The following is a 26,512-nucleotide window of genomic DNA, read 5'->3' as shown; positions in this document are numbered from 1 at the left end:
GGACAAATTATTGAACGAGGCTCAAGGCATTGTTTGGGATGACGCGCCGTTTATCTTTATGTACGTCCCCAAAGAAGTGCTGGGCATCAGCAATGACCTCAAAGGTTTCACTTCCCGGCCCGACGAATTCTTCTTCTTCAATCAGGCATTTCTGGCTAAGTAGTTTATTGGTTTTGCTCGTTTGCTCGTTTTTGCTCGTTCCCAAACTAAGTTTGGGAACGAGCAAGGAAGTTTGGGAACGAGCAAGGAACTTGTTGGAACTGAGGCAATTCCAGAAAAGATATTTGGGAAAACTACTGGGGCGCACCCTCACCCCGTCGCTGGCGCGACTCCCCTCTCCGAGTGGGAGAGGGGGTGGGGGCTAATCCAATAAAGTCTTCTGTTTCTGCACTGAGGCGCGTTCAAATTCCCTCAGTTCCCTCAGTAATTTTTCTCCGACGCAAGTGCTATGAGCACCGACTATTTTCTTCGCCGCGTACTGCAAGCCATCCCCTTGTTATTTCTGGCCTCGCTGGTCGTCTTTATGTTGATCCACATCACCCCCGGCGACCCGGTGCGCCTGATGCTGGGCGAGCAGGCCTCGAATGAGCAGGTGGCGGCGGTGCGGGCGCAGATGGGGCTGGATCGCTCTTTGCTGGAGCAGTATGTGCGCTTTTTGGGCCGGGCGCTGCAAGGCGATTTGGGCACGTCTATTCGCGCCATCCGGCCCACCACCGACCTGATCCTGCTGGCCCTACCCGCCACCGCGCAACTGGCCGCCACCGCCCTGGTGCTGGCCGTCATCATTGGGATTCCGGTCGGCATTGTGGCGGCGCTGAAGCAAGGCAGTTGGTTTGATAACCTGGTGCTTTTTCTGGCCTTGCTGGGCCAGTCGGTGCCCAGCTTTTGGTTGGGGCTGACCCTCATCTCCTTTGTGGCGCTGCGCTGGCGGCTGCTGCCCACCGATCGCAAGGGCGCAGTCTCCATGGACGTGGCCTTCAAGCTCGAAGGCTACACCACCGAGGTCACGGTGCCGGCAGATTCTCCCGCGGCCGACATCACCGTGAAGGCGCTCGAGGATCTCGGCGAGCTCGTGGCGCTTGGAGATCTGGCGGCTGATCTCGGCGAAGCGGTGGAAGCGGCGGTCGTCGCGGGCAATTGCCTCGGCCGGGACCGGCGCCGCGGCGGAGGCGCTTGGGCGGGGGGCGGGGGCCTCGACGGCGGCGCCCAAGGCCTCGTCCAGGCTTTGCACTTTGCGGTTTTTCTCGAAGTCCATTTTCATTTCCTCCGGCAGTCGGTTTCGTATTTCGGAAAATTCCAAAAGGCAGCGGCCTTGAAGTTTTCTTGCGGTCTCGGCGAGCCCCTTGCGCCCCGCGGCGATGGCGAGCAGATGAAAGAGCTCGGCCCTCGCCTCGGGGACCTCCAATTCGGCGATTCCGCGGAGCAAGGTCTTCCAGGCCTCGGCCTCCGGCGGCGGTTCGAGGCCCGCGAAGACCTGATCCAGCGCGCGCGCCTGGACCGCCAACAAGGGCGAGGCCGAGGCCTCGGCGCGTACGCGGAGCTCCGGCCAATGTTCCGGCGGCGGACCGCCGGCCTGCCGCAGCGCCCGGCAACGCGCCAGCGCCCATTCGGTCTCCCAGCGCGCCAACGGGTTTCGCGAGGCGGCCGCCTCGCGAAGGGACGCTTGCAGGAAGGCCTCCGCCGCCTCGAAGCGGAAGTCGAGCAGGGCCCTTTCGCCCAGGCGCAGGTCCAGTTCGCTCTCCTGGCCGAGGGCTTGGATGGAATTCCGCGCGGCCTCAAGCTCGGCGAAGAGGCGCTCGGCCGCGTCCCCTTGTCCGGTACGAACTAAGAAGTTCGCCCGGAAGAATTTCGCCAGGAGGCGGTCCGTTGCGTTACCGAGGGCGGAGAGGATCGCTTCCGCCTCCTCCATTCGCAAATACGCCGTCGTGTATTCGGAGGCCTCGAGGGAGATCAGCGCTGCGTTCAGCCGGTAGCGCGCCCACTGCAGGACGCTCCCGCTACGCTCGCAGGCCTCCAGGGCCGAGGCGATGTCGGCCTCAGCCTCCCGCAGGGCCCCGCATTCGCGATGCAACATCGCGCGCCACTGCAGGGCCACGGCCTCGGCCTGGGCGTTGCTCGCGCGCCGATAGTTTTCCAGCGCTCGCTCCAGGTGGGCCCCTGAGGCGGCATAGTCCAGCCGGGCCCGCGCCATTTCCGCCAGGCGCTGTTCGGTCTCGCCGCGCAGCATCGTGTCGGCGTCGGCCAAGCGCAGCGCGGTCTCCAGGTGACGGGCGGCGGCATCGTAGTCGCCGCTCTCCTGCGCCAAGGCCGCGAGGAAGTTGTGCGCGCGCGCCTGATAGGGGCGGTGCGGCGCGTGCCGCTCGGCGTCGGCGATCTCCAGGCAGGCCAGAAACCGCTCTTGTGCCTCTGGCTTCCGCTCCATGCTGAACAGGACCAGGCCGGTGTAAAAACAATGCTTGGCCTTCTGCAGGCGGGTCGCGTCGTCGGGACGATCCCGGATCCATTGGTCGTAGGCCGCGAGGGCCTCGTTCATCCGGCCCAAGCGGTAGAGGAGGGGCGCGAGCTTGCCCTGGATCAGGTAGCGCTGCTCGCCCGTGCGCGCGAGCGGCCAGAGGCGGCCGTAGAGCTCGACCGCCGCCGCTTCGTCGCCTTGCTGAGCTAGGACATCCGTTGCCGGAAAGCCCCAAGCCAGGGCCGCGTCGAGATCCTGCGCGCCGAGGGCCTGGCGGGCGATCGCCGGCGCCTCGGGAAGGGTCCGGGGCTCGTTGCCGGCGAGGCGCAGCAAGAGGCGCAGCCTGCGCCGGTGGGCTTGAAGGCGAAACGCCTCGGGCAGCTGCTCGAGCAGGGTCTCCCGCAGCGAGGCCTGTTGCAGGCGGGGCAGCGCCTCGCGGCCCTCTTTTAATAATCCCCGCTGCGTCAACTCCAGGCGCGCGTCGGCGAGCGCCGCTTCGCCGCCCTCCCATTCGGCAGCCGTTTCTTCCCAGGACGGCGGGAGCGGGTCGGCTGTCACCAGCGCCAAGAGCTGGGCGCCCTTATCCGAGAGTCGAGCCAACTTGAGTCGCGTCGCCTCCGCGAGGCTGCGCGGGAGCGCTTGGTTCTCGGCGCCCGGGCGCAGGGCGGCGCGCAGCGATTCCAAAAGCAAGAGCGGGTTGCCGCCGGAGTCCTCGACCAGTCGCCGTCGCTGGGGCGCTTGCAGGCGGCCCTCGAGATCGGCGGCGGCCAATAATTGCAGGGACACCTCTTCGGAGAGAGGAGGCAGTCTGAGCGGCGCCGTCTCGGACCTTCCCTCGGCCTCGTCCGCCAACTCCGGCGCCGCGTCCGAATCGAACTCGAGGACGCAGCGCAGGCGCGGCGCGCGGCGGCGGAGGATTTTTAAAAAGGCCGCCAACTCCTGGCGCTCCTCCGGAGGCCAAAGGTGGAGGTCGGGGACGAGAATCATGGCTGCATCTTCGGCGAGCCGTTTCCACTCCGCCTCACCCAGCTCCAGCCAATGTCCCGCGTCGAGCGAGCCCTCTGGGAAGAAACCTCTCCACCAGTCTCGCTTCGTTCCCAAAGCGACGCTGCGCAGGGCCAGGCCGTCGAGCTGCGCCTTCCACTTCACCTCGCGGATGAAGCGGCTGCGGCCGATGCCCGCGGGGCCGCGGAGGCGGACCTCGCCGCGGGATTTCCAAAAGCTTTTCCATTCGCCCTCGCGGCCGAGGAAGGGAAGGGCCTCCAGCATCGCCGGCTCGCTGCCCGGATCGGGGAGCGGGAGCGGCTGAGGCAGGTGCTGGTTGAGGTATTTCAGCCCGCTCAGGGCCGAGCCCGGCCGGCGCGAGGGCTGGGGTTCTAGGCAGCGTTGGATCCAGCGGCAAAAATAGTCGGGGAGGTCGGGGCGGAGCTTTTCCAAGGGCTCGGGCGCCCGGCGGAAATCCGGCAGGCCGGTCCCTGAGGCGCGATAAGGGAGCTTTCCGGTCAGGGCCTCGTAACAGGCTACGCCCGCGGCAAAGAGGTCCGCCGCTGCGCCGTACTCGCCGAGCCAGGTCTCGGGCGGAAGGTAGGCGAGGGTGCCGCGCGGCGCCCCGGCGGCGCCGCTTGTCGCCTGGCCGGCCAGGCCGAAGTCGAGGATCTTCAAATCGCCTTCCGGCGTGACGCGAAGGTTGGAGGGCTTGAGGTCGCGATGGAGGAGCTGCCGCGAGTGCAGGTAGTGCAGGCCCTGGAGGAGCTGCGCGAGCAGGAGCGGCCAACGCTGCGGCGGGATCTCCGCGGCGGCCTCGTCGAGCGCTCGTCCCGGCACGTATTCCATCGCGTAGCAGGGGCCCGCGGGGAAATAGTCGAGGACGCGCACCAGCCGCGGGTGGGAGAGGCGCGAGAGCAGGCGGACCTCCTCGCGCAGTCCGGACAAGGCCGCGGGGTCCAGGCCTTCCTGCAGGAATTTCAAGGCGACCTCGCCGCCGCCGACCTTGGTGCGGACGAGGAAGACGCGGCCCATCCCGCCGCAGCCTAATTCTTTAAGAATTTCATAATCAGCGGGCGCTGGTGGGAAAGGGGTGGGCACCTGCAGATTATGCAAAAATTGCCAATCTCTGCCCACGAGATTTTCGGGTGTTTCCAAAAAAAGAGAGGGTCCCCCACCATGGGGGACCCTCCTTAGGCTAGGGTGGGTTTCTAAGCTCTAGCGACGCCGCGGGAAGCAGGCGCGCAGCAGGGGCAAGGCGAGGAGCAGGATTCCCGCCAGCGCGGAGACCGGGCCGGATTGAGGGTTGAGGGCTTGCAGGGCGCAGCCCGAGCCGCTCACGAAGGGGTTGCCGCCGAAGCCGACCCGCGAGTCCTCGCCGCGCGATCCGGGCCGCGGGGTCTTGTCGACCAGCGGTTGCGAGTCGGAGGCGTCCTCAATCCGGCAAAAGCTGTCGCAGCCGTCGCCCGTGATCGTGTTGCCGTCGTCGCAGGCCTCGCCGGACTCCACCGCGCCGTTGCCGCATTGAGCGGGGCCGGGCAGGGGGCCGATCTCGGGCTTGTCGACCGGGGCCAGTTCGTGACCGGGGCCTTGGCCCGAGTTGACGGGGCCGTATTGCGGCTTATCCACCGCCTGAACCTCCGGAACCGAGTCGACTCCGGGCGCATTCCCCTCGGGATTTTGTCCCTCGAAGGAGGGCCCTTCCTGGACCTTGCCGAGATCGGGGCGCTGCTTTTGGAAGGGGCCGTCTTGGGTGGGCGCGTCCGCGTTGTACATCCCGCCCTCGCAGTCCGCCGTGCAGTTGCTGCCGCCGTCGCAGGCCTCGCCCTCCTCGACGATGCCGTTGCCGCAGATATTGGCGAGGACCGGCGTCTGGACTTTGGAAACGGCGTTCAGAGGCGCGGGCGCCTTGGCAAGCTCGGCCCGCGCCGGGACGATCGCCGCCGAGAACAGGCCTAGGGTCGAAATCGAAATCATCGCGTACTTCAACATGAGATCCTCCTTAAAAAGGCCCACCAAGGGGCTTGTCGGATATAAAAGCAAGGTTGGTGCCAAATAATTTATTTAATAAAAACAATAAGTTAATAAAAATACGCGATTAAAATTGGAATATTTTGAATGCTCTTGTGAATTTTTGTCCGGATGCCTTATTCGAGCCTTGGAATGGAAAAAAACCGGGCGCCCAGCGGGCGCCCGGAAGGAAGGTGTAGAGGGAAAAGAGTCTTGGATGTCTATCCGTCCCAGTTCATTGGGACAGTGGATTAGTATTTCCCCATGTAGAGGGAAAGAACTCTGGGATGCTTATTCGTCCGTGCCCAGCTGGCCGGCGTATTCGCCGGTGTTGCAGATCCAGAACGGAACCATCTCGCCGTTGACCAGGAATCCGCCCGCGTCGCCGGTGGGCGCATAGATAGAATTGGGATCGAGCAGGCTCAAGAGCTCGACCAAGCGCGCTTGGATGTCCTTGAAGGCGCTCTCGGTATCGCCGTTGGAATGGTTCAGCGTGCTTTGGATCGCCTCGGCCAGGGTCGGGTCGAAGAGGCCCAGGAACCTCAGCAGCTTGCCGTCGATCGGTTGGGTGAATTTCCCCTCCGCAAGCAGGTCCTTGAACTCCTCGATCGTCATGTCGCCGTAGCCCGCCGCTTTCAGCGCGTTGAGCAATTGGCTCTCCGTGCGCCCGGTGGCGGAGAGCAGGGCGTCGAGGATGGCCGCGCCGTCCATGCTGCCGCCGGAGGCGTCCGCGGCGCCGTTCAAGGTGACGCGGTCGCGGATCGATTCCGGGATCTCGCCGTTGACGTACTCTTCGTTGACGTTGACGTTGGCGTTGTAGCCCTTCTTGACGATGTAGGTGTCCTTCGAACCGTCGCTGTGCGTGACCTCGACCACGATCTGGCCGTCCAGGCCGGTGCGGAACTCGACCTCGTCGGAGGGTTTCACCGAGATGTTGGCGTCGGCGTAGACGTGGTGGGTCTGGTCTTCGCCGGGCTGGGCCCAGAAATCGACGGTCTCGCCGGCGAATTCCGGCTCGTAGACCAGGCTGCCGTCGGGCTGCTCCACGCCGGGGATGCTGGCCTCGGGTTTGCCGCCTTGGGCGGAGCCCGCGACAAATTCGCCCCAGGCGGCGATGCCGGCGGCGTCGCTGACCTGAGAGGCCTCGGGGGTTCGGATCTCGATCGTGTCGCCCGCGGCCGGGTCGAAATCGTGGACGAAGTAGACCGCCTCGGTTCCCGTGGCGGGATCCTTCACAACGATCTTGACCACCTCCTCGGGCGGTTGGAAGCGGGTGTCGGTGGTATGCTCCACCGTGACCTGGGCCGAGACTGGAAACACGTCAAGGATGATCTCATTGCTCCAGATGTCGTGGGTGCCGTTGCCGGTGAAGCCGATCTGCGATTGGGCCTGGGTGTAGACCCAGTTGTCGAGGGTCCCCGGCATGCCGCCGAACTCGTTGCCTTGAGCGCCTTGAGCTCCCGCGCCGGCCGGACCGCCCATGCCGCCCATGCCGGGATCCCAGCCGGTTTGGCCTTGTCCGAGTTGCTGTTGGGCCCACTGCAATTGCGCGAGGAAGGAATTCCATTCCTCCTGGCTGGGCTGCGGCGTGTTGGGATCGCCGGCCATCACCGCGTTGTAATAGGCGGTGGCTTGCTCCAACCATTGAACCAGGGCCGGGTCGGCGTAGCCGCCCAGGGATTTGGTGTCCGGGCCGCCGGGGCCGGCCAGGGACTTGGAGCTCACGGGGTTGTTGCCGATGCGGTGGTGGGAATTTGGGATGCGTTGGGTTTCCATTTTGATCCTCCTGAAGCGGGCCTCTTCGCGGCGCCGACGAAGGAAGGAAAAGCAAGCGGCGGGCCATGTGGCGGGAATTTAAAAATTGTTTAGTTTCAATTGGTTGTATGGGTAGCGAAATTAAAATTGAATATTATGAATAATAAATGTGAATTATTTTCGTATTTTTTGAATTGGTGGGAAAATGCTTCGAGTCGACAACTGTCGGGTCTCCCGATACGATAAGCTCTATATATGAGGAATGCGCGTCCTTCTACTTTGGGAATCTTGGCCGTCTGTCTCTGGCTGTGGGGCTGCGCCGGCGCCCAGGCCCCCGGCGGCGCGGCGAATCCGGGCGGCGGCGGCTCGCCCCTGGGCAGCGGCGGGGCGGCCCAGCCGATGGACTCCGGCTTCTCCGGGCCGCAAAAGGACATCCATAACATCCACTACGTGATCCGCGACGGGCGCGCCAAGGTCTTGTGCCAGGCGGGAGAAGGGCATTCTAAGGTCCGCATCGAAGGTTTCCTGCTCAGCCAAATGCCTTCGGGCGAGACCTACAGCGCCGTGGGATTTTTGCGGATCACCGACAAGCTCGCCGGCCGCTATCTGGTGACCCACACCTCGGCGGATGCCGACAAGCACGGCTTCTTCAAAACCGAGCTCAAGGTTGACTCCGGTCTGCAGGTGGGCTTCGACTACAAGCTGTCTCATGAGGGTCCCTTGGACACGCTGTTGCCCGTCGAAGAATCGCAGGGCCTGTCCATCGTCATCCCGGTGGAGCCCAAGCCCGAGCTGGTCGTCGAGCAGGGCCCCCGCGCCGATCAGCCCTGCATCGAAAAGACCTTCGAATTCGGCATCCCCCAAGAAGCCGCCGCCGAATAAGCCGCTTACGCGGAAATCCCCAAATACTTCGCCAGAACCGTCTTTCCCTTCGGGATCTTGTGGCGATCCATCCGCAAATACAGACAGCGCAAGGTGATGCCCAGCTCTTCGGCCACCGCCGGCTTGTTCATGTGGTGGCGGCGCAGGGACTCGAGGATCAGTCGGCGCTCCTCGGCCCTCTCCTGGGCCTTGGGGTTTCCGGCGGCCGACGCCGAGGGGCCGCCCGCGCGGGGCTCGGCGGGCGCGGGCAGGTTGAGCAGCGGCGCGGTGATCGCCTTGCCCTGCGCGAAGAGCATCGCGTTGCGCAGGACGCTCTCCAACTGCCGGATGTTGCCCGGCCAGGGATAGGCGACCAATTTCTCATAGGCCTCCTCGCTCACCTTGCAGGGCTCCAGTTTGAAGGCCTTCGCGAGCTTTTGGATCAAGTGGTTCACCAAAAGCGGGATGTCCTCCCTGCGCTCGCGCAGCGGCGGCAGCCGCACGGTGATGCCGTTGATCCGGAAGAAGAGGTCTTGGCGGAACTTCTCCTCGTCGACCAGCTGCTGCAGGTCCTTGTTCGAGGCGGTGACCAGGCGCACGTCGATCTTCACGGGCTTGTTGGCGCCCACCGGCCGCACCTCGCCGTCCTGCAGGACGCGCAGCAGCTTGACCTGCATGCTCGCCGACATGTCGGCGACCTCGTCCATGAAGAGCGTCCCGCCGCTCGCGGCCTCGAAGAGGCCCGGTTTGTCGCGGTCGGCGTGGGTGAAGGCGCCGCGCTTGTGGCCGAAGAGCTCACTCTCGAGCAGGGTCTCGGGGATGGCGCTGCAGTTGATCGTCACGTAGGGGCCCTTCTTGCGGGAGCTGTTCTGGTGCAGCGAGCGGGCGACCAGCTCCTTGCCGGTGCCCGATTCGCCGAAGATCCAGACGGGAATCAGGGTATCGGTGACGTGGTCGAGGACGTGGAAGAGCTCCATCATCCGCGGCGACTGGCCGATGATCTCGTCGTAGCCGTAGCGCAGCTCGTCGCGCACCTGGGCCAGCTCGTCGGAGAGCACCGCGATGCGCTGCTCCTGGCTCTCGACCTTTTCCTCCAGTTTGGCGTTGGCTTGCCGCAGTTCCGCGATCAGCCGCGCCTTTTGCACGGCCAGGGCGGCCTGGGCGGCGAAGGCGCCCAGAAACACGATGTCCTCGTCGCGGAAGGCGTTGGGCGCATAGCGGTGGTCGAGGTAGATCGCGCCCAGGACCTTGCCCTCCAGCTCCAGCGGCACGACCAGGATGGATTTGAGCTGGTATTGGACCACGGACTTCTTGGTCTTCAGGCGCTCGTCCAGCTGCGCGTTGGCGGTGAGCAGGGTCGAGCCTTGGTCCATGGCCTGCCGCACCGCGGTCATCGAGATCTGCAGGTCCTCGCCGGCGAGGGTCTTTTGGTTGAAGTGCCGCGCGGTCTTCACCTCGTAGCCGGGGAGCGGCCCCTTCGGCGCGGCCGGATTCTCGAGGATCAGGAAGCCGCGCTCGGCGCCGGTGAACTCGATCGCCGCGTCCATCACCCGATCGAGGATCTCGCCCAAGTCGTGCTTGCCCGCGATCTGGCGGCTGATCTCGCTGAATTGGCGGAAGCGCTGCTCGGAGAGGCCGGAGGGCTCGCCCTTGGCGGCCGGGACGGCGGTCGCCAAGGGGGTAGGGCCCGATTCCGCCGGGGCCGCCGGCGGCGGGGCCGTCGCGGTCTCGGGCTGCGAGGCGGCGAGCAGCTCCAGCAATTCGGCGTCGAGGGATTCGGGCGGCGGGTTTTTTTGCATATCCATTCGCAGGACCTCCGGTTGGGCGGCGCAGAGGCGCCGCCATTCGTCACAATAATCTCGCCACAGGCGCGCGGCTGCGCCGCGCAGTCCGCGGCGCGCCAAAACCAGCGCGGTGGTCTTCAAAATTTCGAGGCGTAGCGCGGGGAGTTCCACTTCCCGGAGCGCCTCCAGCAAGGACGGGAGCTTTTGCGGGATCTCCGCGGCCTCCGCGGCCCAGCAGGCCAGCGCGCGGCGCATCAACGGGTAGAGCGGGCCCTCGAGGTTCTCCAGGAGTTGCAAGGCCGCGGCGAGGGCGCCCTCGCGCTGCCCGACCTTGCCTTGCAGCGCCAGGGACCGGCACAGGGCCCAAGTCAAGGCCAGGCGCGCCTTCGGCTCCGCCGCGGCGCCGACCTCCGCTAAGGATTGGCGGAGCCGGACTTCGGCCGCGACGACCTTGTTTTGCCTTAAGGCCAGCTCGCCGCGCCGCAGGGCCAGCTCGGCCTTCCAGGCCGGCGTCGCGCCCGGCTCGGCCTCCAAGCGCCGCAACAGCTCGTCCGCGCCCTTCAGCTCTCCGGTGAGCGCGAAGAACTCCGCCCGGTGCAGGCGCAGCAGGCGCAGGTCCTCGGCGGTGCCGTAGACCTCGAGGACCTTTTCCGCGCGCTCCCTGTCGGCCCAGGCGCCTCCGTAGTCGCCCAGGTCCGCCGCGATCAGGGCGCGGTTCTCGAGGGTGCGCCCCCACTGCAAAATCGCGCCGCTCTCCCGCGAGAGCCGCAGGGCGCGTTCCATCAAGACGCGCGCCTCGCGGGGTCGGCCGAAGTCGCGGGCCCACAGCGCGAGCAGGTGCTGGGCCACCGCCTCGGCTTGGGCCGGACCGCTCCGGGCGAAGGCCTCGCGGCAGGCGCGGAAGTGCGCGAGGGCCGGGCCGAAGCGCAGCTGGCCCAGCTCCAGCTCACCGCGGCGCTGCGCGACGTCCCCCGCAAGCGTCGGGTCCAAGCCCGCCAGCGCGGCGGCGCGGTCCAGGAGGCCGCGCGCGGCCTCGGCCTTTCCCCCCCGCCTCGCCAGTGCGGCGAGAAAATTCAGGGCGCGGGCGTGATAGGGGTGGTGCGCGGCGTGGCGTCCCGCGGGGCCGACCCGCAGGCAGGCCTCGAAGCCGGCGCGCGCGGCCTCGCTTCGATGGGCCGCGAAGTCGACCATCGCCGTGTAGAAGAGGAATTTCAAATATTGCAGCCGGGTCTCGTCGTCGGGGCGGTCCTCGAACCATCGCTCGTAGGCTAACCGCGCCTCGTCCAAGCGTCCGAGGCGGTAGAGCAGCGGCGCCATGCTGCCCTGAAGCAGGTAGCGGTCCTCCGGGGAGGCGGTGAGGGGGAGCAGGCGGCGGTACCAGGCCAGGGCGGCCTCGGGTTCTTCGCGGTCCTCGAAGTATTCGGCGGCCTTCAGGCCCCAAGTCTTGGCGAGCGCCGCGTCGCCTGCGCCGAAGGCCTGCGCCGCGATCTCGACCGCTTGGGCGTCCGGCTGCGGAAGGGCGGGGGCGTTTTTCATGAGCCGGTCAAGCCAGGCGCGATGGGCCTCGCGGAGCGCCCCGGGCTCGGGGCATCGCAGGAGCGTCGCGCGAAGCGAAGGCTGCGCCAAGGCGCGCCGCTGCGGGCGCTCGGCGTCGCCGCGCAACCAACCCTGGTTTTCCAAGGCGAAGAGGGCAGACTCGAAATCCCCCGCCTCGCGGGGCCAAAGCTCGCGCAGCTCCCCCAGCTCGGCGAAGTCGCCGCGGGCGAGCAGCAGGGTCAGCCAGCGTTGCGCGTCGGCGGATAAATTCCGCCAACGGCGGCGACAGGATTCGGCAAGCCGTTCCGGCAGGGCCTCGGGCCCTTCCGGCTCCGCGGCGAAGTCGCTCGCGAGGCCCCGGCGCAGGGCTTCGATCAACAGCAAGGGGATGCCACCGGCGGCCTGGGCGGTTCGGCGGATCCAATCGTCGGAGGGAGGGGCTTCCAGGGGCGCCGAGCGCAGGAGGGCCTCGCTTTGCTCGGGGCTGAGCTCGGGCAGCTCCCGCGTCGCCGCGCGCGGCTGGGCGTCGAGGGCCGTTCGCAGCTTATCCATTTCGAGCGATCGGTAGTCGCGGTTCCCATCGAGCATCAGCCGCAGCGAGGCGCCGGTCTTGGGCCAGAGGCGCAGAAACAAGGTCAGCGATTGCAAAGCCGCCGCCGACCAGAGGTGGACGTCCTCGCAGGCCAGGACCGCCGCCTCGCCGGGTCGCCGCGACAAGAGGGCTTCCAAGGACTCCGGCACGGAGGCGCCCCGGGCGCTCTCGGGAAGGCCGGGCCGGCCCGGCACCGCCGCCGGCCAATCGCCCTCCCGCTGCGGCGGCAGCGCGACCCAGGCGCGGCCGCGGAGCTGGAGGCGCCATCGCAACTCCTCCAGGAGGCGGCTGCGCCCGCTGCCGGTGGCGCCGAAGACGGCGAGGATCTCCGGTTTTCCGGCCCCCGAATCCGCGAGCAGGGCTTGCTCGAGCTCGGAAAAAAGGCCTTCCGGCCTCTGGTAATCGAGGCGCGGCGGCAAGGCGGCGCGCCTGTCTTCGGCGAGCGCGGGGGTGAGCGCGACGCCGTGGCGCCTCAGGTATTGCAGGACCGCGAGGGCCGAGGAGGGTCGCTCGGCGGGAGAGGCTTGCAGCAACCGCGCGACGAGGTCGCCGAGCCAGTCCGGGATTTCCGGACGCAGCCGCGCCAGGGCGGGGGGCGCGGGCAGCGCCGCGGGATCCGCCGGCGGCCATTGCGGGTAGGGCGCCTGGCCGGACAGCAGCTCGTAGCAGATCGCGCCGACGGAAAAGAGGTCGCTGCGGGCCTCGTAGGCTCCGAAGAAGGCCTCCGGCGCCAAGTAGGCGAGCGTCCCGCGCGGGCCCGCCGCGTCATCCGCTTCGCCGGCGAGTCCGAAGTCCAAGAGCTTCAGGCGGCCGTCGCGGAGACGGAGCAAGTTGGCGGGCTTGAGATCGCGGTGCAGGACGCCGCGCGCATGGAGGTATTGGAGCCCGGCGAGCCATTGAGCCAAAAGTTCGGGTGCGGCTTCCGGCGCGGCCTCGAGCCCCGCCCGGTCGAGGGGAGAACCTTCCAAAAATTCCATCGCGAAGCAGGGCCCCTGAAGTTCCGCGCCCGCGCAGACCTCCCCCGCCTCCCGGTGGAAGTCGTAGATCTCGACCAAGTTGGGGTGGGAGAGACGCGTGAGCAGGCGAAATTCTTCGGCCAGGGCCGAGGCGTCGCGAAAGGCGAGCAGCGACTTGAGCGCGACCGGCCGCTGCCTAAGCTCGTCCCAGGCGGCGTAGACGCGACCCATCCCGCCTTCTCCCAGGACCCTTTCCAATCGATAGCGCTTATTCAATTCAAATTATTCCTTTTGAATATTATGCATAACCTTTTGGAAGTGGGTCACGGGGAATTTCGCCGGCTTTTCCGGTTTTTCCCCTTGCGTCGCCGGGGCCCCTATACTATCCAGCGCTCGTCCTTCGAACCTATTGATCTTGCTACTAAATACCCTTCGGAGTGCCCCTTGCTCGAGAGATACAGTCGCCCGCAAATGGTCCAGATCTGGGAGCCCCAGGCCAAGTTCCAGCGCTGGCTGGACATCGAGGTGGCCGCCTGCGAGGCCTGGGCGAAATTGAAGAAGATCCCCGCCCAGGATTTAAAGAACATCCAAAAGAAGGCCCGCTTCGACATCGCGCGGATCAACGCCATCGAGGCGATCACCAAGCACGACGTCATCGCCTTCGTCAGCTGCGTGGCCGAGTTCGTCGGGCCCTCGGGGCGCTTTTTGCACATGGGGCTGACCAGCTCGGACGTCCTCGACACCTGCCTCGCCATGCAGCTGCGCGACGCGGGGCGGATCCTTTTGCAAGACCTCGATCAGCTGCTCAAGGTCCTCAAGCGCAAGGCCCATCAATATAAAGAGACGGTGCAGGTGGGGCGCTCCCACGGGATCCACGCCGAGCCGATCACTTTCGGCCTCAAGCTGGCGATCTGGTACGACGAGATGAAGCGCAACCGCGAGCGCCTCGCGCTGGCCATCGAGCAGATCGCCTTCGGCAAGTGCTCGGGGGCGGTCGGGACTTTCGCCCACGCGCCGCCCGCGATCGAGCGATACGTCATGAAGAAGCTGGGGCTGAAGCCCGCGCCGGCCTCCTCGCAGATCGTGCAGCGCGACCGCCACGCATTTTATTTCGCGACCCTGGCCGTGATCGCCGGCACCGTCGACAAGATCGCCGTCGAGGTCCGCCACCTGCAGCGCACCGAGGTCCTGGAGGCCGAGGAGTATTTCTCGCCGGGCCAAAAGGGCTCGTCGGCGATGCCGCACAAGCGCAACCCGATCCTCTCGGAAAACTTGTCGGGCCTGGCGCGCCTGATCCGCGGCTACGCGGTCTCGGCCTTCGAAAATCAGCCGCTTTGGCACGAGCGCGACATCAGCCATTCCAGCGTCGAGCGGGTGATCGGCCCCGACGCGACGGTGACGCTCGACTTCATGCTGGGGCGACTGACGCACCTGCTGGAAAACCTGGTCGTCTACCCCAAGCGAATGCGCGAAAACCTCGAGAAGCTGGGCGGCCTTGTGCACAGCCAGCAGGTTCTGCTAGCCCTGGTCGAGTCGGGGATGAAGCGCGAGGACGCCTACGCCGTCGTCCAGCGCCTGGCGATGCGGGTCTGGGAGACACGGGAGAATTACGCGGCGCTGCTGAAGCAGGACGAGCAGGTCCGCAAACATTTAAGCCCGAAGGAGATCGACGCGATCTTCGACCTGAAGCATCACCTGAAGCACGTGGGGCATATCTTTAAGCGGGTATTCGGGGCCTAGGGACGAGAAATTATGAAAGCCAAAGTCACGGTAAAACTGAAAAACGGCGTCCTCGACCCCCAAGGCAAGGCGATCCTCAATTCCGCCCACGCCCTGGGTTTTGAGGAGGTTCGGGACGTCCGGGTCGGCAAGTCCTTCGAGATCGACCTGGGCACCCAGGATCCCAAGCAGGCCAAGGAGCGCCTCGCCCAGCTCTCGGACAAGCTGCTCGCGAACACGGTCATCGAAAACTTCGAAGTGGAGATTTTATAGCGGATGAAAGTCGGCGTCGTCGTATTCCCCGGCAGCAACTGCGACCATGATCTCTACCACGTCGTCGGTAAGATCTTGGGCTTCGAGGCGGTCTACCTTTGGCACAAGGACGCCGACCTGAAGGGCTGCGACGCGGTGGTGATTCCCGGAGGCTTCTCCTACGGCGACTACCTGCGCTGCGGGGCCATCGCCAAGTTCTCGCCCGTGATGAAAGAGGTCCAACGCTTCGCCCAGGAGGGCCGGCCGCTCCTCGGCATCTGCAACGGCTTTCAGATCCTCACCGAGGCGGGGCTCTTGCCCGGCGCGCTGATCCGCAACCGCTCGCTCAAGTTCCTTTGCGATTATACTAATATCCGCGTCGACAGCGCCGAGACGCCCTTCACCCGCAGGGCGGGCAAGGGGAGCGTGCTGAAGATCCCCATCGCCCACGGCGAGGGCAATTACTTCATCGACGCCGAGGGTTTGAAAAAATTGGAAGGCGAGGGGCAGGTGGTGTTCCGCTACGTCGACGCTCAGGGCGAGGCGAGCGAGGCGGCCAACCCCAACGGTTCCTTGAACAACATCGCGGGCGTCTGCAATGCCCGTCGCAACGTCGTCGGCCTGATGCCGCACCCCGAGCGGGTGAGCGAGGCCCTCCTGGGCTGCGAGGACGGGAAGAGGATTTTCGAGAGTTTGCTGGCTTCGTAGGGAAGCGCTTCGACATCATGACCAAATCACTGCTACAACAAGCCCAAGAATTCGGCCTCAGCGAGGCGGAGTACGGCCGCGTCCTCGAGATCCTCGGACGCGAGCCCAACTTAGTCGAGCTCGGCATCTTTTCGGTGATGTGGTCCGAGCACTGCAGCTACAAGAGCTCGCGCATCCATCTAAAGAAACTCCCGACCGACGGCCCCCAGGTCATTCAAGGTCCCGGCGAGAACGCCGGCGTCGTCGACATCGGCGAGGGTTGGGGCGTCGCCTTCAAGATGGAGTCGCACAATCACCCCAGCTTCATCGAGCCCTACCAGGGCGCGGCGACCGGCGTGGGCGGCATCCTGCGCGACGTCTTCACCATGGGCGCGCGGCCCATCGCCAATCTCAACTCGCTCCGCTTCGGCGCCGCCGAGCACCCCAAGACCCCCTTCCTCGTCCACGGCGTGGTCGCGGGCATCGCGGGTTATGGCAACTGCATGGGCATCCCCACGGTCGGCGGCGAGGTCTTCTTCGACGCCTCCTTCAACGGCAACATTTTGGTCAACGCCATGACCGTCGGCCTGGTCCGCAAGGACGGCATCTTCAAGGGCTTGGCCGAGGGCGTCGGCAATCCCGTCATGTACGTCGGCTCCAAGACCGGCCGCGACGGCATCCACGGCGCGACGATGGCCTCGGGCGAGTTCGACGAAAAGAGCGAGGAGAAGCGCCCCACCGTGCAGGTCGGCGACCCCTTCACCGAAAAGCTCCTCCTCGAGGCCTGCCTCGAGGTCATGGCCCAGGACGTCCTGGTCGGCATTCAAGACATGGGCGCCGCGGGGCTGACCAGCTCCTCCTTCGAGATGGCCTCGCGCTCCGGCAGCGGCATCGAGATGGATTTGGACAAGATCCCGGTCCGGGAAGAGGGGATGACGCCCTACGAGATGATGCTCAGCGAGTCGCAAGAGCGCATGCTGCTCGTCGCCAAGCGCGGCTGCGAGGACAAGGTCGTCGCGACCTTCAAGAAATGGGACCTCGATGCCGTAGTCGTCGGCCGGGTCACCGACGACGGCTGGATGCGGCTCAAGAAAGACGGCAAGATCGTCGCCGAGCTGCCCATCGCCCCGCTTACCGACGCGGCGCCGCTCTACGACCGCCCGCAACGGCCCGCCGATTTGAAATCCCGCCAGGCCCTCGACTGGAACGCCTTGTCCTGGCCGCAGGACCCCGGCGAGACCCTGCTGAAGCTGCTCGGCTCGCCCAATCTCTGCAGCCGGCGCTGGGTCTACCGCCAGTACGACCACATGGTCATGACCAACACCGTGATCCTGCCCGGCGGCGACGCCGCGCTTTTGCGGATCAAGGGATTGAAGAAGGGCGTCGCGGTCACGGCCGACTGCAACAGCCGCTACTGCTACCTCGACCCGCGGCTCGGCGCCCAGCACGCCGTGGCCGAGGCCGCCCGCAACATCGCCTGCACCGGGGCGCGGCCCCTGGCCGTCACCGACTGCCTCAACTTCGGCAACCCCGAGAAGCCGGAGATCATGTGGGAGTTCGCCCAAGCGGTGCAGGGCATGGGCGAGGCCTGCCGGGCCTTGGGCACCCCCATCGTCAGCGGCAACGTCAGCCTCTACAACGACACGAACGGCGTCTCGATCTTTCCGACGCCGACCATCGGCATGGTCGGCCTGATGGAAGACGTCTCCAAGCACGTCACGGCCTGGTTCAAGCGGGCCGGCGACGCGGTCTTTTTATTGGGCGAGCTCGCCGGCGGCCTTGGCGCCGGCGAGTACTTGAGCTTCATCCACGGCAAGACTGCGGGGGAACCGCCGCCCCTCGACCTCGCCCGCGAGAAGGCCCTGCAAGATTTTCTCCTGCGCTGCATCGACCAGGGCCTGATCCGCTCGGCCCACGACGTTTCCGACGGCGGTCTCGCCGTCGCCCTGGCGGAGGCCTGCCTGGCCGATCCCGCGCAGGCCGCCGGCGTCGAGATCTCCCTGGCGCCCGGCCTCGAGGGCCGGAAGCTCGCCGAGCTGTTCTTCGGCGAGGGCGCCTCGCGCATTCTCGTCTCGGTCGCTCCGGAACAGGCGGCCACCCTCGAGCAGCTGGCCGCCGCCGCGGCGCAGCCGCTCACCCGTCTCGGCCAAGTCCGTCCGGGCGCCTTTCAGCTGGGGCCTTATCTCGATTTGCCTATGGACCGGCTGCGCCGGGTCTGGGAGGATGGCTTCGAGAAGCTCTTGAAGAGGAACTGACCTATCTATGTGCGGAATCGTCGGCATCTATAATCACCCCGAGGCCTCGCGGATCGCGTATTTGGGGCTCTACGCCCTCCAGCACCGCGGGCAAGAGGCCGCGGGCATCGTCACCGCCGACGGCGACAAGCTCCACGCCCAGCGCCACATGGGCCTGGTGGCCGACATCTTCAACCAGAGCAAGCTCGACAAGCTGACGGGCAAGAACGCCATCGGCCACGTTCGCTATTCCACCTCCGGCGCCTCGCAGCTGAAAAACACCCAGCCCCTGGTCTTCGACTACTCCCGCGGCGAGATCGCGATCGCGCACAACGGCAACTTGGTCAACGCCCAGACATTGAAGGGCGAGTTCGAGGCCCACGGCTCGATCTTCCAGTCGACCACCGACACCGAGGTCATCATCCACCTGCTGGCCTCCTTCCACGAGAAGGACCTGATCGGCCGCATCATCGGTGCGCTGAAGCGGGTGGAGGGCTCGTATTCGCTGCTCATCCTCACCAAGAGCCGGATGATCGCCGCGCGCGACCCCTACGGCTGGCGCCCCTTGGTCTTGGGCGACTTAAATGGCAGCCCCATCGTCGCCTCCGAGACCTGCGCCCTCGACCTGGTCGAGGCCAAGTTCGTCCGCGAGGTCGAGCCCGGCGAGGTCCTGGTCTTCGACGCGGACGGCATGAAGTCCTACAAGCCCTTTCCCGTCCCGAAGAAAAAGGCGATGTGTATCTTCGAGCACGTCTATTTCGCCCGCCCCGACAGCACGATCTTCGGCCGCAACGTCTACGAGGTGCGCAAGGGTTTCGGCCGCCAGCTCGCGAAGGAGCACCCCGTCGAGGCCGACATGGTGGTGCCCGTCCCCGACTCGGGCGTGCCCGCCGCCCTGGGCTACAGCGAGGAGTCCGGCATTCCCTTCCAGCTGGGGCTGATCCGCAACCACTACGTCGGTCGCACCTTCATCGAGCCCAGCGACTCGATCCGGCACTTCGGCGTGAAGGTCAAGTTGAATGCCGTCAAGGGGCTGGTCGAAGGCAAGCGCATCGTCCTGATCGACGACTCCATCGTCCGCGGCACCACCTCGCGCAAGATCGTCAAAATGCTGCGGGACGCCGGCGCCAAAGAGGTGCACTTCCGCATCAGCTGCCCCCCGACCAAGTGGCCTTGCTTCTTCGGCATCGACACGCCGGACCGCAATGAATTGATCGCCGCGACGCACAGCCTCGACGAGATCCGGCGCTACATCACCTGCGACACCCTGGCCTACCTTTCGATCGAGAACATGTTCTATTTCGACAAGAACCACGACGAGTGGTACTGCGACGCCTGCTTCTCCGGCAAGTTCCCGGTCCCCCTGACCGACTATCCCAACGCCAATCCCGAGCGCGAGGTGAAGGTTTAGTCCCGCGATAAATATGGAGATTTTACTCCTGTACGCTATTCCGGACTTTCCCTTTACAATTAATTGTTACTTCCTTAGATTCGCCGCATCCAAAGCACCATCGCTCCCGTATACAGGGAGTTTCCTAACCAAAACCACTCATGGAGGACTCTATGTCGAAGGTGTCTAAGAACAAAAAACTGTTACTGGGCTCGGCCTTGGCCGGTCTCGTGCTCTCCGGTCCCGGCCTGTCCGTGACGGCGAACACCCAATCGGGGGCGAAGTTTTTCCAGACCGCCGAGATGAAGGTCGGCTACCGCCAGGCCCGCGCGGAGGACAAAAAGGCCGCCGCGACGACCCCGGCCGCCACGCCGGCCCCTAAGAAGGACGGCGACAAGCACTGCAGCGGGGATAAGAAGTGCAGTGGAGACAAGAAGTGCTCGGGCGACAAGAAGTGCAGCGGGGACAAGAAATGTTCCGGCGACAAGAAATGCAGCGGCGATAAGCAGTGCTCGGGCGATAAGAAGTGCAGCGGAGACAAGAAGTGCTCCGGCGACAAGCACTGCAGCGGGGACAAGAAGACCGACGCGAAGGACGCCAAGGCGGCTCCCGCGACCGACGCGAAGAAGACCGACGCCAGCAAGGGTTGCGGCGCCGGCGCTTGCGGCGCGGCGAAGTAATCGCGCTCCGCGCATTACGTGCTTCGAGGTCGGTCGGGGCCGGACCCCCGGCCGACCTTACTTATTTCAATTTTGTCGGACTATGGAAAGACCCGTGATTGAGGTTACTGCGAGGCGAATATGTCCGTAGCGGGAATTAAAAATCTTGGAGTCGGCCTGGGCCTGCGTCGCGAGAACGTCGACGACCTCTTGGCCCGCCTTCCCGCCGAGCTCGATTGCCTCGAGATCGCCCCCGAAAACTACATGAAGACCGGCGGCAAGCTCTACCGCCAGTATCGCGAGCTGGCCGAGCGCTACCCCGTCGCGATCCACGGGCTCAGCCTCTCGGTGGGCAGCCTGCACCCGCTGTCGCGGAAATTTCTCAAGGAGCTGAGGGTTTTTTTGAAAGAGGCGAGGGCGCTGTGGATGAGCGACCACCTCTGCTACTCCTCGGTCTTGGGCGCGCAGTTCCACGACCTGCTGCCGTTGCCGCTCTCGCGCGAGGCGATCCGCCACGTCGTGCCGCGGATCCGGCAGGTGCAGGACTACCTCGAGATGCCCTTCGCGATCGAGAACGTCTCGTATTACGCCTCCGCCGGCAAGGATGAGATGCCGGAGTGGGAGTTTCTGCGCGAGGTGGCCGAGCGGGCCGACTGCTCGCTCCTGCTCGACGTCAACAACATCTACGTCAATGCGGTCAACCACGGCTTCGACCCCTACGAGTATCTCCGCGACCTCCCCTACGAGCGCGTGCTCCACATCCACGTCGCGGGTCATATTCAATATCAGGACTTCCTCTTGGACACGCACGGCGCCCCGGTCATCGACCCGGTCTGGGATTTGCTGCGCTACGTCGCCAAACGGGCCCGGCCCAAGGCCGTGATCATCGAGCGCGACCATAACCTGCCCGTGCTCGAGGAGAGCCTGGCCGAGGTGGCGACGGCGAAGCGCATCTTCGCGGAGGCCCGAGTGCCGCGGCCGGCCCCGCGCCCGAGCGCAGGCGCCCTGCGGGCGGCGGGAGGCGCACGATGAGGCTCGATACCCTGCGCCAGTCGGAAAACTTTTGGGCCAAGATCTGCTTCGACGGTGGCTATCGGCCGAAGGGCCGCTACCAGGTCTACCGCGAGCTGGTGACCGAGCGCATGGTCCAGACCGTGCAGAACATCTCGCCGGTCGCGCGATCCTTGCTAAGCGAGAAGGAGTGGTGGCAGCTGCTCTGGGCCTATTTGAAAAAATCCCCGCCTCAGTCCGAGATCCTGCGCGAGCTGGCCTGGGAATTGGCCCAGTTCTGCAAGTCCAAGCCGCATCCCCTCAAGAAGAAATACCCCTATCTCGGCGAACTACTGGAGTACGAGTACCTCGAGATCGCGATGCGATTCGCGCCCGAGGGCTCCGGCAAGGCCAAGCGCGGCGAGCTGCGCCTCAACCCGGCCCACGTCCTGGCCGAGTACCGCTGGCCGGTCCACTTCATCCGCGAGGACTTCCGCGATCCAAAAAAGCTGCCCCAAGGCCGCTACCACCTGCTGCTCTGGCGCGAGCCGGAAACCCTCGAGGTTCATTTCATGGAAGTCAACCCGCTGGTCGCCGCCTTGATCCGTCGCCTCGAGAAGGGTCCGGTCCAGCCGGAGGCCCTGCTGCGCGCCGTGGCCCGGCAAAGCGGCCTCAAGGCCGGTCCCGAATTCCTCGCCGAGGGCCGCGCCCTTCTCCAAGACCTCCGGGCCAAGCAAATCCTCCTGTAATCCCTAGCCCTTAAAAAAATCTCTTCGACCCGCATCCAAGGGCCCCTCCGCCCCGTAAGGCCTGCAAATCAACCCACGGAAAAGGAGGATCCCATGCTCCGCTGGAAATCCGCATCGATCGTGTCGCTCGCCCTGCTGGCCGCCCTCGCGGCGCCGCCCGCCCGGGCCTCCGACCACGACGACGGCGAAACCGATCTCAAGTCCCGCAGCCTTAACCTGACCGACCTCTACGTCTTCCGCGAGGGAGACCAGAGCGGCGTCGAGGCCGACAACGCCAACCTGATCTTCGTCATGAACACCAACCCGCGTTCCCTGGCGCGGCAGCAGTACTATTTCAGCGCCCAGGCGCGCTACGAGTTCCACGTCACGCGCCGCGCGACGCGGGACGATCCTGTTACGGGAATGGAGGACGTGCTCTTGCGCCTCGAGTTCGGTGCGCCCGACGCCTCCGGCCGGCAACCGGTCACCCTGACCGCCGTGCGCGACGGCCAGACCCTGACCCTCACCCGGACGGCCGGCGGCATGCCGATCCAGACGACCCTGCTGGGCGACGCCGCGCCGATCGAAAACGAGCTGAATGTCGGCGGCGACAGCCTGACGCTCTTCGCCGGCCTGCGCGAGGATCCCTTTTTCTTCGACGTCGAGGCCTTCTTCCGCGTCCGCGCGGGCGCGCTGGGCCTGGGGCCCGCGGTGGGCTTCCGGCCGCCCGCCGAGGCGATCGACTTCGCCAAGGGCTACAACGTCAACGCCATCGTGCTGCGCATCCCCATCGCCTTCCTGGCGGGCGACAGCGGGGCGCAGGTCTTCGACGTCTGGGAGACGATCTCGATTCCCGATCTGGTGACCGCGCCCTGATCCAAGCGAAACCCCAACGATTATTAAAGGAGATGTATCATGAAAAATTTTAGAAAATCCTCGGCGGCCCTGGCCGCGCTTTCCTTGGCCGGCCTGGCCTTCCTGCAGGGCTGCGGCAACGGCGACAACGGCGGGACGGGCAGCTTCGTCCAAGTCGAACGCCTGGCCCGGCCCGCGATCAACGAGGGCCTGATCGTCACGCCCGACTTCCTCAACGCCTTCAACCAGATCCCGCCGACGGCGGACTTGAGCGACGCGGCCGCCCCGGTGCGCGCCGAGGCGCTCAACACGCTGACGGCCGTGGGCAACGCCAACCCCGCCGCGACGGCGGGGGCCTTCCTGCCCGACGTGATGCGCGTCGACACGACGGTCGCCAGCCCGGTCGGGACCGCGGCCTACGCGAACTGCCTCAACGCCGCGGGCAGCCCCTGCGCCGGCCGCAAGCTGGAGGACGACGTCATCGACGTCACCCTCACGGTGGTGACGAGCGGCGGCATCACGACCGACAACGTCTCCTACGCGGGAGAGCCGGGCAACCCGGGACAGGGCCACCAGAAGCTCAACGGCCAGGCCGACTTCAACCAGGCGGCGGTCTTTCCCTTCTTGGCGCCGGCGAATTGACGGAGCGGGACTTTCGCGGGCCTTCGCGGCGCGCGAAAGTCCCGAATTCAATGAAACACCCGACGAAGAATACGAAGCGCGGCATTTTCCTACTCTCCTCAACCCTGGGGGCGGCGTTGCTGGGTTTCCTGGCTTGGGCCGCGACGGACGGCGGCGTCGCCCCTTACCGTTTTCCCCTCGTCGCGGAGGAAGGCCGCGCCGAGGCGACTGTGGAGTTTTACCGCGCGAGGGTCGAGGCCCTGCCGCGCTCCGCCCTGGATCGGGCCGAGCTGGCGGCGAGTTATTTCAGTCTGGGCCGCCGCGGGGATCCGCGCTGGTTCGAGCGGGCCGAGGCCGAGGCGAGGGAATCCCTGCGCCTGCTTCCGGTCTCCAATCTTACGGCGGAGCTGGTTCTGGCGGAGCTCGATCAGGCGCGGCACCGTTTCGAGGAGTCCCTCGCGCGGGCCGAACGGATCCTGCGCCAGGATCCGGATCACGAGGGCGCCCTGGCCTTGAGTCTCGAGAGCCGCCTGGCCCTGGGCCGGACGGCCGAGGCGCTCCGCGACGCGGACCGGCTGGTGCAAGCCGCTCCGAGTCGCGGCGCCTTCGCGCTTCGGGCCCTGGCGCAGGAGCAGGCGGGGAGGGAGGAGGCCGCGCTGGCGGACTTCCGCCGCGCCTACGCGGCCGAGGACCTGGGCGACCTGGAGGGAGGCGCCTGGATGCGGGCCCTCTGGGGCCGCTTCCACCTGAGGCGCGGCGAGCTGCGCGCGGCGCGCGGCCTGCTGCGGGAGGCCTTAAGCCTGCGTCCCGACTCGGCCTTCAGCCTGGGCCTGATGGGCGATCTGGAGGCGAAGCGGGGCCGCCCGCGCGAGGCGGATCGTTATTTCTCCGAGGCCTACCGCGTCTCGGGCCTGCCGCTCTACTTGGCCGCGCAGGCGAAGGCGCGGCGCGCCCTAGACGACCGTGCCGGCGCGGAGGCCCTTTGGGAGCGCGCCGAGGCCTCGCTGCGCGCGAGCCTTGCGGCGGGGGAATTCGGCCACCGCCGCGAGCTGGCTGAATTGCTGCTGGCGCGCGGCCGGGACCGCGAGCTCCCCGAGGCCTTGTCCCTGGCGCAGGAGGAATGGAAGCTGCGCCGCGATCCCCAGACCGCATCGGTCTTGATTCAGGCCCATGCCAAGACGCTGAGAGCGCTATGGGCCAAACCGGGCCTCGCCTCGGGTTTTTCCGCCGCGGTTTCTTATTGATTGCCGGAGAAGGCGAATCCGGGTAAAAATCGCCGCCAATCCCAAAATCGCATGACGCAAACCGCCGAACAACTGATCCGCTGCGGCCGAGGCGACACCGGCGCCTTCGCCGAGCTGTATCGCGCGACCTCCGCGCATCTGTTCGCCCTGGCCCTGCGTATCCTCCGTAGGCGGGAGTGGGCCGAGGAGGCCCTGCAGGAGGGTTTTAGCAAGATCTGGCGCCACGCCTCGGATTACGATCGGGAGAAGGGCGCCCCGCTCACCTGGATGGGCAGCATCGTCCGCAACACGGCCCTCGACCGGCTGCGCCGGGCGAAGCGCGAAAGCCTGATCGACCCGGAAGGCCCTATCCAGAACTTGCAGGACGAAGGACCCGGGCCCTTCGACCAAGCGGCGCAGGGCATGGAGGCCAAGGCCCTGCAGCGCTGTCTGGAGACTTTGACGCAGGAACAGCGGGAAAGCCTCTCGCTGGCCTACTGGCGCGGCCTCACCCACATGGAGCTCGCCGCGGCGCTTAAGAAGCCCCTCGGCACGGTCAAGACCTGGGTGCGCCGCGGCCTGGACCAATTAAGGAAGTGTCTCGAAGGATGAAGTTTCACGATCCAAATCGCTATGAGGTCCTCGCGGGCGAATACGCCCTGGGGACCCTCTCCGGCCCCGCGCGGCGGCGCTTCGAGCGCTACATGCAGTACTATCCCTTCCTACGGCGCGCCGTGGAGACCTGGGAGGCCCGTTTTAACTCGGTCGTCGAGGGGATCGAGCCGGTCGAGCCGCCGCCTCGGATCTGGGAGCAGGTCTGCGAGGATAACCCCGAGCTGCGCCGCCGCTTCGAGCCGAAGGGGCTGTGGTCCGACCTACGGATCTGGAAGCCCTTGGCCCTCTTCGCGAGTGCCTTGGCCGTCCTCCTGATCGTCTATGTCAATTTCGGGCCGCGCGTCCCCGAACTGGCGCCGCCCAGCCACGTCGCGATGATCCAGGACCCGAAATCCGCCGAGCCCGCCTTCCTGCTGACCGTGATGCCGGGAGAGAAGCGGATCAAGGTCACCGCGATGAAGCCGCCCGAGACCGCCGCGGACAAGTCCCTCGAGCTCTGGATGCTGCCCGGCAAGGATCAAGCGCCGGTCTCCTTGGGTCTCTTGCCGAAGAGCGGCACCGCGGAGCTCCCGCTCAGCGAGGAGAAGCTGAAGGTCTTGGCCGGCGCCGCCGGCCTGGCCGTCAGCCTCGAGCCTAAGGGCGGCTCGCCAACGGGCGCGCCCACCGGTCCGGTGCTCTTCCAGGCCTCTCTCTATTCCATTTAAGTCTTTCCAAGCGGCGCCTGGTTCCTGCCTTAAATTCCAGGCCGATGCTCCTGCATCCAAGGCCGTCTCCTCGCCGTATCTTGTTTATCTCAAACAGGAGGTCGGTTGTGCGTTATAACTTACTGATAGTATTGATATTTTTTGGCATGTTTCCGGCGATGCAGTGGCTGGTCGCCCATTCTTCTCTGGCCGAGCTCTACCGGCAGGTCTGGGAATGGGGCTATGTCTCGGGATTCGGGATTGCCTCGTCTTGGATGTAGGAGGGGAGGGTGAGAAGACTTTGGGCATTCTTGTTTTGGCTTTTGTCCTCCGGCACCGCGATGGCTGGATCGGGGGCCATTCCGTGGCAGCCTTGGTCGGAGGATCTATTCCAGCGCGCCGTTCGTGAAAATCGCCTGGTGCTCTTGGACCTCGAGGCGGTGTGGTGCCACTGGTGCCACGTGATGGACAAGGAGACCTACGCCGACCCCAAGGTGGCGGGCTTGATCCGCGAGCGCTTCATCCCGGTGCGGGTCGATCAGGATTCGCGTCCCGACCTGGCCAACCGCTATCGGGACTACGGCTGGCCGGCGACGATCGTCTTCAATGCCTCGGGCCGCGAGCTCGCGAAGCGGGCGGGTTTCCTCCCCGCCGACGAGATGCTCGCCTTGCTGCGAAGCGCCTCGGAGAATCCCGATCGGGTCTTGCCCGAGGCCGAGGCGCTCGTTGCCGTCGACCTTTCGGAAGGGGCGCTGTCGCCGGAGCTGCGGGCGGAGCTGCGCCGACGGCACCTTGCGGCCCAAGACGAGGCCTTGGGCGGCCTACGCCTGAATCACAAGTTCCTCGACGCGGACAGCGTGGAGTACTCGCTGCGCCGCGCCCAAGCGGGCGACGCCGCCGAGGCCCGGCGCGCGCGCCGGACGCTC

The 26,512-nt window shown here is 66.0% G+C and carries 20 protein-coding genes; 15 read left to right on the top strand and 5 right to left on the bottom strand.

The window, feature by feature from the left end; translation table 11 throughout:
* Positions 1-7 precede the first annotated feature (7 nt).
* From FBR05_08465 to FBR05_08450, 4 genes are all read right to left on the bottom strand, one after another.
* Positions 8-307, bottom strand: coding sequence for a hypothetical protein (locus FBR05_08465; protein ID MDL1872228.1), 300 nt, complete (start codon positions 305-307; stop codon positions 8-10).
* 426 nt (positions 308-733) lie between these two features.
* Positions 734-4,471 carry a tetratricopeptide repeat protein gene (locus FBR05_08460; GenBank protein ID MDL1872227.1) on the bottom strand — a complete coding sequence of 1,246 codons (3,738 nt, stop codon included), beginning with the start codon at positions 4,469-4,471 and terminating at the stop codon, positions 734-736.
* Positions 4,472-4,654: 183 nt separating this feature from the next.
* A complete protein-coding gene (locus FBR05_08455; protein MDL1872226.1) occupies positions 4,655-5,428 on the bottom strand; it encodes a hypothetical protein in 774 nt (257 codons plus the stop codon).
* Between the two features lie 309 nt (positions 5,429-5,737).
* Positions 5,738-7,222: a hypothetical protein gene (locus tag FBR05_08450; protein ID MDL1872225.1), complete on the bottom strand. Its 1,485-nt coding sequence runs from the start codon at positions 7,220-7,222 to the stop codon at positions 5,738-5,740.
* A gap of 267 nt (positions 7,223-7,489) precedes the next feature.
* Here FBR05_08450 and FBR05_08445 point away from each other — a divergent pair, with 267 nt between their 5' ends.
* Positions 7,490-8,083: a hypothetical protein gene (locus FBR05_08445; GenBank protein MDL1872224.1), complete on the top strand. Its 594-nt coding sequence runs from the start codon at positions 7,490-7,492 to the stop codon at positions 8,081-8,083.
* A gap of 5 nt (positions 8,084-8,088) precedes the next feature.
* Here the strand turns inward: FBR05_08445 and FBR05_08440 are convergent, their stop codons facing one another.
* The gene (locus FBR05_08440) at positions 8,089-13,161 is read right to left on the bottom strand and encodes a GAF domain-containing protein (protein ID MDL1872223.1); all 5,073 of its coding nucleotides are present in this window, start codon (positions 13,159-13,161) and stop codon (positions 8,089-8,091) included.
* Positions 13,162-13,374: 213 nt separating this feature from the next.
* On the opposite strand from FBR05_08440, the gene FBR05_08435 reads away from it, so the two are divergent.
* The 14 genes from FBR05_08435 to FBR05_08370 form a co-directional block, all read left to right on the top strand.
* Positions 13,375-14,670, top strand: a complete 1,296-nt coding sequence (locus tag FBR05_08435) for an adenylosuccinate lyase (GenBank protein MDL1872222.1) — start codon at positions 13,375-13,377, stop codon at positions 14,668-14,670.
* A 12-nt stretch (positions 14,671-14,682) separates the two neighbouring features.
* A complete protein-coding gene (gene purS, locus FBR05_08430) occupies positions 14,683-14,922 on the top strand; it encodes a phosphoribosylformylglycinamidine synthase subunit PurS (protein ID MDL1872221.1) in 240 nt (79 codons plus the stop codon).
* Positions 14,923-14,925: 3 nt separating this feature from the next.
* Complete coding sequence (gene purQ, locus FBR05_08425; protein ID MDL1872220.1) at positions 14,926-15,609, top strand: phosphoribosylformylglycinamidine synthase subunit PurQ; 684 nt, start codon at positions 14,926-14,928, stop codon at positions 15,607-15,609.
* A gap of 17 nt (positions 15,610-15,626) precedes the next feature.
* A complete protein-coding gene (gene purL, locus FBR05_08420; protein ID MDL1872219.1) occupies positions 15,627-17,843 on the top strand; it encodes a phosphoribosylformylglycinamidine synthase subunit PurL in 2,217 nt (738 codons plus the stop codon).
* Between the two features lie 7 nt (positions 17,844-17,850).
* A complete protein-coding gene (locus FBR05_08415) occupies positions 17,851-19,233 on the top strand; it encodes an amidophosphoribosyltransferase (GenBank protein MDL1872218.1) in 1,383 nt (460 codons plus the stop codon).
* Positions 19,234-19,385: 152 nt separating this feature from the next.
* Entirely contained in the window at positions 19,386-19,892 is a 507-nt protein-coding gene (locus FBR05_08410) for a hypothetical protein (GenBank protein MDL1872217.1), read from the top strand.
* 120 nt (positions 19,893-20,012) lie between these two features.
* The gene (locus FBR05_08405; protein ID MDL1872216.1) at positions 20,013-20,903 is read left to right on the top strand and encodes a DUF692 domain-containing protein; all 891 of its coding nucleotides are present in this window, start codon (positions 20,013-20,015) and stop codon (positions 20,901-20,903) included.
* Positions 20,900-21,610 (top strand): hypothetical protein, encoded by a 711-nt coding sequence (locus FBR05_08400; GenBank protein ID MDL1872215.1) that lies wholly within the window; start codon positions 20,900-20,902, stop codon positions 21,608-21,610. The genes FBR05_08405 and FBR05_08400 overlap by 4 nt, the downstream gene beginning before the upstream one ends.
* Before the next feature lie 93 nt (positions 21,611-21,703).
* A complete protein-coding gene (locus tag FBR05_08395) occupies positions 21,704-22,465 on the top strand; it encodes a DUF4331 domain-containing protein (GenBank protein ID MDL1872214.1) in 762 nt (253 codons plus the stop codon).
* 39 nt (positions 22,466-22,504) lie between these two features.
* Positions 22,505-23,086 carry a DUF4331 domain-containing protein gene (locus FBR05_08390; protein MDL1872213.1) on the top strand — a complete coding sequence of 194 codons (582 nt, stop codon included), beginning with the start codon at positions 22,505-22,507 and terminating at the stop codon, positions 23,084-23,086.
* 50 nt (positions 23,087-23,136) lie between these two features.
* The gene (locus tag FBR05_08385) at positions 23,137-24,309 is read left to right on the top strand and encodes a hypothetical protein (protein ID MDL1872212.1); all 1,173 of its coding nucleotides are present in this window, start codon (positions 23,137-23,139) and stop codon (positions 24,307-24,309) included.
* Positions 24,310-24,360: 51 nt separating this feature from the next.
* Positions 24,361-24,900: a sigma-70 family RNA polymerase sigma factor gene (locus FBR05_08380; GenBank protein MDL1872211.1), complete on the top strand. Its 540-nt coding sequence runs from the start codon at positions 24,361-24,363 to the stop codon at positions 24,898-24,900.
* A complete protein-coding gene (locus FBR05_08375; protein ID MDL1872210.1) occupies positions 24,897-25,607 on the top strand; it encodes a hypothetical protein in 711 nt (236 codons plus the stop codon). The genes FBR05_08380 and FBR05_08375 overlap by 4 nt, the downstream gene beginning before the upstream one ends.
* A gap of 269 nt (positions 25,608-25,876) precedes the next feature.
* Positions 25,877-26,512: DUF255 domain-containing protein (locus FBR05_08370; GenBank protein MDL1872209.1), on the top strand; the 636-nt coding region annotated here is incomplete at its 3' end.

This window comes from Deltaproteobacteria bacterium PRO3, from assembly GCA_030263375.1.
GTDB lineage: Bacteria > UBA10199 > UBA10199 > DSSB01 > DSSB01 > DSSB01.
The sequence above is the reverse complement of the archived record's forward strand: the minus strand, read 5'-3'. Positions and strand labels throughout refer to the sequence as shown.

Excerpts from the sequence above, each read along its gene's own strand:
- FBR05_08450 (MDL1872225.1), bottom strand. The coding sequence starts at position 7,222 with ATGGAAACCCAACGCATCCCAAATTCCCACCACCGCATCGGCAACAAC.
- FBR05_08440 (MDL1872223.1), bottom strand. The coding sequence starts at position 13,161 with ATGGGTCGCGTCTACGCCGCCTGGGACGAGCTTAGGCAGCGGCCGGTC.
- FBR05_08405 (MDL1872216.1), top strand. The coding sequence starts at position 20,013 with ATGTCCGTAGCGGGAATTAAAAATCTTGGAGTCGGCCTGGGCCTGCGT.
- purQ (MDL1872220.1), top strand. The coding sequence starts at position 14,926 with ATGAAAGTCGGCGTCGTCGTATTCCCCGGCAGCAACTGCGACCATGAT.
- FBR05_08410 (MDL1872217.1), top strand. The coding sequence starts at position 19,386 with ATGTCGAAGGTGTCTAAGAACAAAAAACTGTTACTGGGCTCGGCCTTG.
- FBR05_08390 (MDL1872213.1), top strand. The coding sequence starts at position 22,505 with ATGAAAAATTTTAGAAAATCCTCGGCGGCCCTGGCCGCGCTTTCCTTG.
- FBR05_08395 (MDL1872214.1), top strand. The coding sequence starts at position 21,704 with ATGCTCCGCTGGAAATCCGCATCGATCGTGTCGCTCGCCCTGCTGGCC.
- FBR05_08400 (MDL1872215.1), top strand. The coding sequence starts at position 20,900 with ATGAGGCTCGATACCCTGCGCCAGTCGGAAAACTTTTGGGCCAAGATC.
- FBR05_08380 (MDL1872211.1), top strand. The coding sequence starts at position 24,361 with ATGACGCAAACCGCCGAACAACTGATCCGCTGCGGCCGAGGCGACACC.
- FBR05_08375 (MDL1872210.1), top strand. The coding sequence starts at position 24,897 with ATGAAGTTTCACGATCCAAATCGCTATGAGGTCCTCGCGGGCGAATAC.
- FBR05_08455 (MDL1872226.1), bottom strand. The coding sequence starts at position 5,428 with ATGTTGAAGTACGCGATGATTTCGATTTCGACCCTAGGCCTGTTCTCG.
- FBR05_08415 (MDL1872218.1), top strand. The coding sequence starts at position 17,851 with ATGTGCGGAATCGTCGGCATCTATAATCACCCCGAGGCCTCGCGGATC.
- purS (MDL1872221.1), top strand. The coding sequence starts at position 14,683 with ATGAAAGCCAAAGTCACGGTAAAACTGAAAAACGGCGTCCTCGACCCC.
- purL (MDL1872219.1), top strand. The coding sequence starts at position 15,627 with ATGACCAAATCACTGCTACAACAAGCCCAAGAATTCGGCCTCAGCGAG.
- FBR05_08460 (MDL1872227.1), bottom strand. The coding sequence starts at position 4,471 with ATGGGCCGCGTCTTCCTCGTCCGCACCAAGGTCGGCGGCGGCGAGGTC.
- FBR05_08385 (MDL1872212.1), top strand. The coding sequence starts at position 23,137 with ATGAAACACCCGACGAAGAATACGAAGCGCGGCATTTTCCTACTCTCC.